Genomic DNA, 11,665 nt, shown 5'->3' on the forward strand with positions numbered 1-11,665 from the left:
GGCAAGCTGCTTAACTTCGAATTTTAAGGGTTTTAAAGAATGTCGTTTGAATTCAGAAAAATCGATGCAAACGATATAGGGGATTTTTACGATATCCGTTTTTCTGTATCGGAAAATAAAATTTGTTCGCATCAAGTTCATTTACTCGATAGAGATCGAATTCTGCAGATTTTTCAGGAGGAAGGTAGCTGGATTTGCCTGGATGGAGCGAAAAAGGTTGGAGTTTGCTGCGGGACGCTGAACCCTTATCCCCATATTTTCGGGCTCTTTATCCGGCCTGAATACGAAGGGAAAGGCATCGGCGAACGCTTATTGTCTAACTGTCTGGCGTGGTTTCATGCAAAAGGGGTCAATGAGGCCATGTCGCCCGCTAATGCGCCCGCACCGCTGCAGGCGATTGCCGTCGCGGTCACAGTCGGCGGGAAAATCGGCATTCCTGCGCAGACCATCCTGGCCAATAGCGGGGTGACGCTAGATGATCTGCAAAATCCAGATAAAATGAAGATGGTGACTCATCAGCAAGAACTCTCGGTATTTGGCAATATATTAACTGCTAGCCAAGACTCATCCGTTGGCTTACTGATTGGCAAATCGCTTGATCTCTATACGTATGGCATTCTCGGCGCAACCATGATGGCAGCACCGACGCTAGGCGATGCGTTGCAGTGCTTATTCGATTTTCCATTACTGCCCGTGTGCTACTTCAAACAAAGCTTACGGATTGAAGGCGAAATGGCCGTCGCAATTGCTAGCGACTATCGTTATCGACCAGACTTAATGGTCGTCAATACAGATATGTGCCTGGCGTCATGGCATATGCAAATGAGCGATGTTTTAGGTCAGCCACTCGCCATTGAGCGGCTCACTTTTGCCTATAAAGAATGCCCTACACACGCATCCCTTTATCCTAAACTATTTGGTTGCGAGGCCCAATTTGGGGCGCCGGAAAATGCCATGTACTTTCCGGCTAAGCTGCTCACCATGCCACTCCCTCGAGCGAACCCCATCCAATATCATATGATGAGGGAGTACTGTGAACATTTGCATAAGGATTGGGCCACCAAACAGGTTCATGACATTACCACGCAAGTATTATTACTATTGCGCTCTAGTCCGAGTCGCTATGGTTCTTTAAATCTAGTTGCCGAAACCTTACATATGTCCCCCAAAACGCTCAGCCGGCGGCTTGAGCAGTCGAATAGTGCATTTCAACACCTATTGGATCGTGCTCGACACGATTTAGCATTAGACTATCTGGCACATACTGTCTTGCCCATCAGTGAAATTGCTGAAGCGCTTGGTTATGCCGAGACCTCCAGCTTCCGGCGCGCATTTTTACGCTGGACGGGCCAATCTCCTGCCGGCTGCCGCGCGGCTATCGTTGGTGCAGAGCTAGGCCAAGCTCAATTGCCGACAGCCCTTTTTCACCACTGATCGCTTGAGATCAATACGCCAATTTTGTAACGACGCCAACCATACACTGCCACCAAGAAGAAACAAAACACCGGTAGCCAAAAAGACCGTGCCGTACTGTGCTAATCTATATGTCAAGGATTCTTCAACTTTGCATGGTATTATAAAAATATTTAAGCCTTTTTGTGGATGCTTTTTTTACTCACTTTGTCTAAAATTACCGCATGAATGTCCATTTATGATTCCCCTTCCCTGGCGATCAACTGATAGCATTTCCGCTGTATCTGAGAGGGGCTATACTTACCTGTATTAAAAGTGAGTAACCCAATGGAAGTGTTTGATTTTTACGAAATTTCATAGAAGTCTTTATTACATCATATGAGACAGGTCACACAGATTAAATTGACAAAAACATCCGAAATAGCTTCTATCAAGAAAGAAGAGGGTAGCTTGCTTGCTACCCAACCCGTTTGTCTTACCATTAATGAATTAAGTTTTTCTTATTTTGGACAAATGGGTAGCACGTTACTCGATAACATTTCATTAAAAATATATAAGAACGAGTTTTTTACTTTACTGGGCCCCTCTGGTTGCGGCAAAACGACCCTGTTGCGTCTGATTGCAGGTTTCCAACAACAAATTTCTGGCCAAATTTTGCTTGGCAGCCAGTCTTTGAGTGAAAAACCTCCGTTTCAACGCCCAGTCAATACGGTTTTTCAAAATTACGCCTTGTTTCCACACTTGACCGTTGCCCAGAACGTAGCCTTCGGTCTGGAAATGAAAAAGTTCTCTGCCGCGGCAATTAAGACAACAGTTAGCGATATGTTGTCATTAGTTAAACTAAAAAGTGAAGCGCACCACTACCCTCGAGAGTTGTCCGGCGGCCAGCAGCAGCGCGCGGCGCTTGCCAGAGCCCTCGCCGCGCGTCCAGAGTTATTACTGCTTGATGAGCCTCTGTCTGCGCTTGATTTAAAACTGCGCAAAGAAATGCAAAGAGAACTTAAGCGTCTACAGCATGAAACTGGCATTACTTTTCTGTTTGTGACCCATAACCAGGACGAAGCGCTCTCCATGTCGGATCGTATCGGGGTGATGGTAGATGGGCAAATCCAGCAAATCGGCACTCCAGCAGAAATCTATAACCGCCCCGTCAATCGCTGCGTTGCCGAATTTATCGGCGATATCAATTTTCTGGATGGCGTAGCCGGCCAAGGTCACGTTACCCTGGCAGGTGGCCATTCGCTGCCGGTTCAAACCAATCAAGACGGATTTGTTACGCTCGCCTTTCGTCCCGAGCACGCCACCTTAAATCAACAATCCGGTCTGTTTTCTGGTCGTCTCAAAGAAATTCTTTATTTTGGTACAAGTACAGTCTATTACGTAGAATGTGAAGGGCAACCGTTAATTCGAGTAAGGTCGCAAAATATAGCAGAGGGACACGCACCGTTTGTGATAGGTGAAAAAGTCTATGTGCAAATTCCGCGACATGCTTTCCGGGTACTTGCGCCATGAATCTTTGGGCTAATTTAAATCAATATCGACGACGGCTATTGTTACTGAGTCCAGTACTTCTGCTGCTATTTGGTGGCATGGTATTGCCGATGACGATTATGGCCGTTGCCTCATTATCAGGCGCGGCAGATTATGGCGGCGTATCATGGGGAAAATTCTCCGCAGCAGCCTATGGTCAATTCCTATTTGAACGAAATTTTGATGACCAATTAGTCTTTAACTCAGGGTACTTGCTGATTTTTTTACGTTCATTCGAACTCGCTACCCTGACCACATTAGGCTGCCTCATTTTAGGCTTTCCCACCGCCCTGTTCATTGCCTTACAACCTATACAGCGGCGCAATACCCTGTTGATTCTAGTCAGTATTCCATTTTGGACAAATTTACTGGTCCGCATCTACGCCTGGATTGTATTGCTGCGCGATGGCGGTAATATTGAGCAGGTATTACATCGGCTGAATCTCACTACTGGCCCACTTGGCTTAATGTACACCGATACAGCAACCGCGATTGGCTTGCTCTATGCCTTTTTACCCTTCATGATTTTGCCAATCTATGCGAGCTTGGAAAGACTAGACTGGCGTTTAGTCGATGCTGCGCGCGATTTAGGCGCAAATAGTTGGCACGTGTTGCGGCGCATCATTATACCGTTAGCTCTACCGGGCATTATCTCGGGCTGTACACTCGTTTTTGTCCCTGCCTTAGGAATGTACATCATCCCTAACCTGTTAGGCGGGAGCAAATTTTTGATGATTGGTAATTTGATTCACTTGCAGTTTACTAACGCACACAATTGGCCGTTGGGTGCAGCCCTGAGCTTCGTTTTATTGGGACTCGTTCTATTAGGCATGCTAGTGCGTAAAGTGCGCTTTATAAAAACTAAAACCCGAGGGCAAACGCATGAATACGTCTAAATGGCATTCTTTCCCTGGCATTCAGACAATCGCTGTTTTTGTCTTTTTATTTTTATATATCCCAATCATCGTCATCGTCCTATTGAGTTTCAATCAAGGCGATCTGGCAACCATTTGGCAAGGTTTTGGTTTCAACGGATATGCCGAAATTTGGCGAGACCCTTACCTCATCCGCGCAGCCCAAAATTCATTTATAGTGGCATTAATCGCGATGTTGTGTTCAACGTTAGCCGCCACGCTTGCCGCCCTTGCCTTGCGGGGACGTAATTTTATCGGCAAATCAGCGATCGTCGCCTTGATTGGTTTACCTTTGCTGGTGCCAGGTATCGTGATTGCCGTCGCAACCCTGATGTTTTTTTCTTTTGCTGGCTTAGAGCTCAGTCTGGCAACCATTCTTATCGCCCATATCGTTTTTTGTATCCCGTTTGCTTATTTGCCTATTCACGCACGTTTATCCAGAATTGATGCTAATTTGATCGAAGCGGCAGGAGACCTTTACGCTAATCCCTGGCAGGCTTTTTGGCGGATTACCTGGCCGCAATTGTTGCCCGGCGTAGCGGCAGGCGCCCTACTCGCCTTCATTACGTCAATGGATGACTTTATTATTACTTATTTTGTTGCGGGCCCCGGCGCGACAACTTTACCAGTTTACATTTTCGGGGCGATCAGGCGTGGCATCTCACCTAAAATTAATGCGGTTTCAACCCTTATTTTAGGAATCTCGGTACTGTTTGTGACCCTGTCGTATTTTATTGGGCGGCAAACTCAAAAGTGAAATTTTTTTCGGGGGATTTTGAAATCATGAAGATACTAAAATGGTCAATTGTAAGTCTCTTGCTCGGCTTATATAGTGTGACGAACGCAGCAGAAGCTAAGGTTAAAAATTCAGCCCGTAAACTCCATTTTGCTAGCGCCCAGAATTATTATCCACCCGAACTCCTGCAAAAATTCGAGCAAGAAACAGGCATAAAAACCACCTTCAGCACCTATGATAGCGATGGGACTTTGGCCGCTAAATTGAATGCCGGGGGCAAAGTATACGATGTTATCATCGTCAATGAAGCGTATGTACCTACCCTAGTTAACAGCGGGTCAATTGGGAAGTTAGACAAGACAAAACTGCCGAATTTCAAAAATGTCCAGGCCGAATACCGCGCTCCATCGTTTGACCCGAAGCGGGAATACACGATGCCCTATACCGCGATTTTGACTAGCTTCGCCTATGATTCTAGCCGCGTTCCTGGCGGTAAGCTGGAAGATAGCTGGGGCGCTTTTTTTCATCCAGATAAAGCCTTATGGGGAAAAATTGCTAATTTAGATGAACGAGATGATCTGTATATTGCTGCCGCTTGGTATCTTGGCCTAGACGAATGCACCGAGAACGCGAAAGATGCCGAGAAGGTGCTTACATTACTACGCGAACAGAAACCCTACGTGATGACTTATAGCAATGATGGGACAACGGCTCGGATGGCGAATCAAGAAGTCATTATGCAGCAAATATGGAATGGCGTTGCGGTCCGAGTGCGGTCAAAACTACCGACTACTGTATTTGTTTATCCCAAAGAAGGCGTGATTCTTTCGCGGGATAATTTTGCGATACCAGACAAAGCCAAAAATATGGATGCAGCGCATCAATTTATTAATTGGATGCTACAGCCAGAAAACATCGCTCAAGTTTCTAATAAATACAGATATAGCAATGCCATCATAGGAGCTGATAAATTCATCGACCCTGACTTAGCCAATGACCCGGCATTTACGCCTCCGGCAAAATTTCGTGACCGCATTAGGCCGTTTAAGCTTTGTTCACCTAAAGGATTGGCTTTGCGCAACAAGGTTTGGGTTAAATTAAAGATGAAGAGCTAAGGTCACCTAGGTCAGATACTTCAGTCACCTCAATCAGAACAGCATCCGATCACGATGCTTACCAGCAAAGGTCAAACTATATGAATAGTCTTATCCGTCTATCTGTTCTGAATGCTAGACCCGCATTGATTGGGGCAAGTATCCGTGACTTTGCATTCATCTAAACTATGAAAATACTTAAACATTGCTTGCTGGCCAGCTTACTCTTTGGCTTACATGGCATCGGCCATCAAGTCGCCGTGGCCGGCACGCTGCAAATTGCTAGCTGGCCAGATTATTACCCCCCTGAACTGCTCAAAAAATTTGAGCGGGAAACAGGAATCAAAGCGGTACTAGATAGCTATGACAGTGACGCTACGTTAACCACCAAGCTAAAATCGGGGGGGTGGTATGATGTCGTCATAGTGGCGGACATTTATGTCTCCATTCTTAAGCGAGATGGTTTGCTGATGAAATTAGATAAAAGCAGACTACCCAACCTCGAGAATGTTAAACCTGAATACCGCTCGCCATCATTCGATCCAAACCGCGATTTTGCACTACCTTATACCCTGGTTTTGACCAGCTTTGTTTATGACTCAGCGCGCGTTCCTGGTGGCAAGCTAGAAGAGAGTTGGGCATCTTTTTTCAGACCAGATAAAATGCTACATGGCAAAATTGCCAACTTGGATGAGCGAGATGATCTGTATAAGGCTGCCTCTTGGTACATTGGACAGGATGAGTGTTCCGAAAGTCGTGAGGATGCAAAACGCGTGCTTGAAGTTTTGCAAAAACAAAAGCCCTATGTGTTGACGTACAGTAACGATGGACCCATTGAGCGCATGTTAAGCAAGGAAGTGATTATTCAACAAATCTGGAATGGCGCTGCCGTAAGAGTTAGGCCTAAGCTAGCCAGCGCAGTATTCGCCTACCCCAAAGAAGGGGTGGCTCTGTCAATGGACAATTTTGTAGTACCCGCTAAGGCTAAAAATGTGAATGAAGCCTATCGATTTGTTAATTGGATGCTACTACCAGAAAACATTGCTGAAGTTTCCAATAAATATAAATACGATAATGCGATTATTGGCGCGGAGAGGTATATGGATCCTAAATTAACCGATGATCCCGCATTTCGTATCCCGGAAGAGTTTCAAAGCCGAATTAAACCATTCAAGCTTTGCTCGCCTAAAGCATTAGCTTTACGCAATAAAGTTTGGATGCAATTGAAAAAATCTGGAGGCCATTAAACAATTAATGGCCATTGAATTTGCTCTGGCCAGGTGCTTGGCGGCTATATCGACCAGGGCTACACTTAATTCCTATTGATAGGCAAAAGGATAAGAAAATTGCATCACAGCATAAACAAAAGTGATTTACTCGATCTAAGCTCTCCGTCATCGAGCGGGGCTCTCGAGGCTCTAGGACTGTATACGACACTTTTAGTCCCCGCCTCACATAGATCCAGGCAAACACCATCGACTCCCGTAAACCGCTGGTGGCAATTAATGGATACTGGCGTCGGCATCATCCCGCTACCGATTTATTGCGTGCTTTTTGCTGTCTTAGGTATTCTCTTCGCCATCGACGCATTCTCCAGCGAAATCTCGCTCATCTTTGCGCTGCTGGCGGTGTTGGGTTTTAGCTGTGCTGAATTAGGCGCGCGCATACCAGGCTTGCGGAAAATTGGCGGGGCGGTCATCGTCACCACTTTGCTGCCGTCATGCCTGGTGCATTACTCGCTCCTGCCAAGCAAATTGGTGCAGTCCATTACCGAATTCTGGTATGCGACCAATATTCTCTATTTGTTTACCGCGGCCGTTATTGTCGGCGGTATTCTGAGCATGGACCGGCGCCTGTTGATTAAAGGTTTTGCTAAGCTCTTTATCCCGCTGGCCGCCGGCTCAATTGCCGCCGCTATCGTCGGTACCCTAACGGGTATGGCGCTTGGGCTGAACGCACACCATGCCTTTTTTTATCTGGTTATGCCCATCATGGCCGGCGGCCTCGGTGAAGGCGGCATTCCACTGACGCTGGGGTATGCGGCGATCTTACAGGTCTCACAACCCGAGTTGCTGGCGCAGATCGTGCCGCCCGTTGTACTCGGCAATCTAACCGCAATTGTCTGCGCATCAGTCCTTCATCAACTCGGCAAACGCTATCCCCAGTATAGCGGAAATGGCCATTTACTCACGCTCCCTATTACCGAATCATCTGACGAGAAAAGCCCGTTTTCCTTTACGATCGAAAAACTCGCGGCGGCGGGGATGATTGCCCTCAGCTTGTATTTGGCCGGCGTTGTGATCTATCAATTCACCGGCTTGCCCGCCCCGCTAGGCATGCTATTACTCACGGTCATAATTAAATTAGCGCGTATTGTCTCGCCTGAATTTGAACAGGGCGCGCATGCCATGTATCGTTTTTTTGCGGTATCCTCAGCCTATCCAATTTTGTTTGGGATTGGTTTGATTCTCACGCCTTGGGATGTGTTTTTAACCGCCCTAACACCGGCGCATTTTGTTACGATCTTCGCTACGGTCGTCACCTTAACCACCGTTGGCTTTTTCGTTGGACGCTGGGCGGGTTTGCATCCAATTGAAAGCGCGATCGTGAATGCCTGTCATAGCGGCATGGGTAGCGTCGGAGATATGGCGATTTTGACTTCGGCCCATCGTATGCAACTCATGCCTTTTGCACAGCTTGCGACTCGCATTGGTGGCGCCTTGACGGTGGTCGTCGCTCTGCTTATCTTTAGTCAATGGACCGGGTGACGAAGAGCGCATTATTATTTCCGCATGGCTGAGCATCATTCGATTAAGAGAGAGGTATAATCGCTGGCTTTTAATCGAAAAGTAGATGTCTGATCTAAGCTGCGCCTGGCTCCAGTTATCTGATGGGCAACTCCCTGTTAGCGCTTATTTTGACGAGAAGTTCTACCAGCACGAACTTCAAACGCTGTTTAAATGCGGCCCGCGCTATATGGGCCACGAATTAATGGTGCCTGGGGTTGGCGATTACTTTTCGCTGCCAAACGAACGCAATGCGCGCGTGCTGGTGCGCCAAAAAAACCGGACCGTCGAGCTTTTATCGAATGTGTGTCGTCATCGCCAAGCCATCTTGTTAGATGGCCAAGGCCAAACAGAAAACATCGTATGCCCGCTCCATCGTTGGACTTACGCGTTAAATGGCGAGCTACTGGGCGCGCCACACTTTGCTGAAAATCCCTGCTTAAATCTTGACCGCACCCCTCTGCATAACTGGCGTGGCTTGTTATTTGATGCCAATGGACGTGATCCACAGCATGATTTGGCCACGCTCTCCAATGCCTACTTCGATTTTTCGGAGTATCGCTTCGATCATGTTGAAGTCCACGAATGCAATTACAATTGGAAAACCTTCGTCGAAGTTTACCTAGAAGATTACCATGTGGCGCCGTTTCATCCTGGCTTGAGCCACTTTGTCTCCTGTGACCAGTTAGAATGGCAATTCGGCGATTGGTATAACGTGCAAACAGTCGGCGTGCATCAAGCACTGGCGCAAGCTGGCAGCCCAGCCTATCGCAAATGGCAAAACGCCCTGCTACGTTTTGGCGCAGGTCAAGCACCAAAGCATGGCGCAATTTGGATGATGTACTACCCGAATTTGATGATTGAATGGTATCCCTATGCGCTGGTGGTCTCAACGCTGGTACCGCGCGGCCCTCGTCATACAACCAATATCATTGAATTCTATTACCCAGAAGAAATCGCCCTGTTTGAGCCCGAATTAATTGCGGCCGAACGCGCAGCGTATATGGAAACCGTCGCCGAAGATGATGAGATCGCCAGACGCATGGATGCAGGGCGTGAAGCCCTGCTGGAGCGCGGTATGTCTCAGGTTGGTCCATATCAAAGTCCATTAGAAGATGGCATGCGACATTTTCATCAGTTCTTACAATGCAAATTAGGTAATATAGAAGAGAATTTAGCTGCGTAAGGGAGCATTCTCTATGTCTATTCATCGCTATACAACGTTAATCAGTGCCGCCAATCTTGCCGCATTGATCGCCAGCGGATCCGAAACCATGACTCTTTTTGATTGTCGTTTCGATCTGACCGACGAAAATGCCGGCAAGCTTGCTTATCAGGCTCATCATCTGCCCGGCGCGCACTATGTACATCTTGCCAACGTGCTGTCTGGACCTTGCACAGGGCAAAATGGCCGTCACCCACTGCCCGAACGCGCAACGCTTGCCCAACAGCTAGCCGCTTGCGGCCTACACCATAACCATCAAGTGATTGCTTATGATGCGCAGGGCGGGATCTTTGCAGCACGCTTATGGTGGCTATTACGTTGGCTGGGCCATGAAGCCGTTGCTGTGCTTGATGGCGGTTTGCAAGCATGGCAAAAAGCCAATCTGCCTCTTTCTAGTACACGGCCCATAGCACGATCAGGTGACTTTGAACCTACGGCACCGCTTGCAGTCACTACCGATGTCACCACCGTGATGCGTAATCTGAGTACGCATAAATATACCCTCATCGATGCGCGTTCCGCCGATCGTTACCGCGGTCAGAATGAAACGCTTGATGCCGTTGGCGGGCATATTCCAGGGGCCATCAATCGATTTTATAGAGATAATCTGACGGCAGATGGCCACTTTAAACCAGCGCACGTTTTACGCGACGAATTCAATTCACTGCTGGATGAAAAGCCAGCACAACGGGTTATCTTACAATGCGGATCAGGCGTTTCTGCATGCTTAAATGCGTTAGCCATGGAAATTGCCGGTTTGCATGGGGCCGCGCTTTACGCGGGTTCGTGGAGTGAGTGGTGTGCTGATCCTAAGCGACCCGTTGCGACTGGGTAATTTCTGTCCTAGCCAATACATTGATTTCAATACCCATTCAAAAGTCGCTCCATGATCAAGTCTCCCACTGGGGAACACTCATATGCGTGATCTAGCGCCTGGTCCAAGCATGAGCGGTCAAACTGCCACTCTATTTCTAAATGGGGGGCTATATTTTCAAAGGCCTTGGCCACTTGCTGTTCCAAGATGGTTTCTGGTGAGCCATAAGAAACCATGACACCGAAAAAACGACCTATAAAGGAAACGATCTCAGCGGTACTTTTCCCTAGCCCATTGGAACAATGGAAGATCTCGAACATACGCGATACGCCTTGCCGCTCCGATAACGCGATCGCCTGATCAACCAGCCTGTTCACTGGGATAAAATCGAGCCGCGCTGAATAATTCAATGGGAGCCTGATCGTTTGCACACCAGCCTCCTGTAGAGTCTTTATAACTTTGACAAACATATAGAAGCCAAAATCACTCTTAACCCATCCAGTCTTTTCATGGCCAACAATCACTGTCGGGCGAAAAATCGTTACTGGTAAAACACCATTAGCAGATAACAATGCTAAAGACTGTTCTGCGCACCGCTTGCTGAGTTGATAAGGATTAATACAGTCGCTAGCAAAGTTAAGGGTCTCCAAGGCTTTGCCACCCGAGATTCCTGCTACATATGCTGTAGACACATAGTAAAAGCGCTTACATTTCGTGGCAAATTTAGCTATGCACTGATACAGAGCGATTGTCGTACTTGCATTCGTTCTTAGCGATTCCACTAACCTATCTATGGAAAAACTCATTTCTGCTGCGACATGCCAAACCTCGCTAATTTCGGCCAAATAATCTGGCGTTAGGTTAAGGCATGGATTGTGCTCATCGCTTTCAACCACACGCACATTGCGTTCGATTAGAGATTCAGCAAAATCAAGGCCGAAACCCTCTGCAGCAGCGCGTATCGCTGTGCGTGTACGCTCACCATTAGGGTCATTTCGCACTAATGCAATAACTTGCACAGACCTTGTCAGTAAATTTGCCGCCAGAGCACTGCCAACAAAGCCCGTGGCACCTGTAATCAAAATGGTTTTCATGTCATATTCCAGTTCCGTCTCCACATGTTATCTCTGCGATATAACGTGGTTGCTTTTCT

General features: G+C 47.3%; 10 protein-coding genes. 9 read left to right on the forward strand and 1 reads right to left on the reverse strand.

Annotated elements, in window-relative coordinates; all coding sequences use genetic code 11:
• The first annotated feature begins 39 nt into the window (after nucleotides 1–39).
• The 9 genes from KMZ15_RS04685 to KMZ15_RS04725 all read left to right on the forward strand — a co-directional run bounded on the left by KMZ15_RS04685 (nucleotide 40) and on the right by KMZ15_RS04725 (nucleotide 10,533).
• Nucleotides 40–1,434, forward strand: a complete 1,395-nt coding sequence (locus KMZ15_RS04685) for a GNAT family N-acetyltransferase (RefSeq protein WP_223691105.1) — start codon at nucleotides 40–42, stop codon at nucleotides 1,432–1,434.
• Nucleotides 1,435–1,863: 429 nt separating this feature from the next.
• Nucleotides 1,864–2,925, forward strand: a complete 1,062-nt coding sequence (locus KMZ15_RS04690) for an ABC transporter ATP-binding protein (RefSeq protein WP_223691106.1) — start codon at nucleotides 1,864–1,866, stop codon at nucleotides 2,923–2,925.
• A complete protein-coding gene (locus KMZ15_RS04695; protein WP_223691107.1) occupies nucleotides 2,922–3,839 on the forward strand; it encodes an ABC transporter permease in 918 nt (305 codons plus the stop codon). Before KMZ15_RS04690 ends, KMZ15_RS04695 begins: the two co-directional genes overlap by 4 nt.
• Nucleotides 3,826–4,614: an ABC transporter permease gene (locus KMZ15_RS04700; protein WP_223691108.1), complete on the forward strand. Its 789-nt coding sequence runs from the start codon at nucleotides 3,826–3,828 to the stop codon at nucleotides 4,612–4,614. Before KMZ15_RS04695 ends, KMZ15_RS04700 begins: the two co-directional genes overlap by 14 nt.
• 26 nt (nucleotides 4,615–4,640) lie before the next feature.
• Complete coding sequence (locus KMZ15_RS04705; RefSeq protein ID WP_223691109.1) at nucleotides 4,641–5,708, forward strand: extracellular solute-binding protein; 1,068 nt, start codon at nucleotides 4,641–4,643, stop codon at nucleotides 5,706–5,708.
• Between the two features lie 167 nt (nucleotides 5,709–5,875).
• Nucleotides 5,876–6,934 carry an extracellular solute-binding protein gene (locus KMZ15_RS04710; protein WP_223691111.1) on the forward strand — a complete coding sequence of 353 codons (1,059 nt, stop codon included), beginning with the start codon at nucleotides 5,876–5,878 and terminating at the stop codon, nucleotides 6,932–6,934.
• A gap of 258 nt (nucleotides 6,935–7,192) precedes the next feature.
• The gene (locus KMZ15_RS04715) at nucleotides 7,193–8,455 is read left to right on the forward strand and encodes a 2-hydroxycarboxylate transporter family protein (protein WP_223691114.1); all 1,263 of its coding nucleotides are present in this window, start codon (nucleotides 7,193–7,195) and stop codon (nucleotides 8,453–8,455) included.
• Nucleotides 8,456–8,540: 85 nt separating this feature from the next.
• Nucleotides 8,541–9,659 carry an aromatic ring-hydroxylating dioxygenase subunit alpha gene (locus tag KMZ15_RS04720; RefSeq protein WP_223691116.1) on the forward strand — a complete coding sequence of 373 codons (1,119 nt, stop codon included), beginning with the start codon at nucleotides 8,541–8,543 and terminating at the stop codon, nucleotides 9,657–9,659.
• Nucleotides 9,660–9,672: 13 nt separating this feature from the next.
• Nucleotides 9,673–10,533 (forward strand): sulfurtransferase, encoded by an 861-nt coding sequence (locus KMZ15_RS04725; protein ID WP_223691118.1) that lies wholly within the window; start codon nucleotides 9,673–9,675, stop codon nucleotides 10,531–10,533.
• A gap of 26 nt (nucleotides 10,534–10,559) precedes the next feature.
• On the opposite strand, the gene KMZ15_RS04730 is transcribed toward KMZ15_RS04725, so the two are convergent.
• Nucleotides 10,560–11,606 (reverse strand): SDR family oxidoreductase, encoded by a 1,047-nt coding sequence (locus KMZ15_RS04730; protein WP_223691120.1) that lies wholly within the window; start codon nucleotides 11,604–11,606, stop codon nucleotides 10,560–10,562.
• Between the last annotated feature and the right edge of the window lie 59 nt (nucleotides 11,607–11,665).

Origin of the sequence: Mycoavidus sp. HKI (genome assembly GCF_020023735.2) — a bacterium.
Classification (GTDB): Bacteria; Pseudomonadota; Gammaproteobacteria; order Burkholderiales; family Burkholderiaceae; genus Mycoavidus.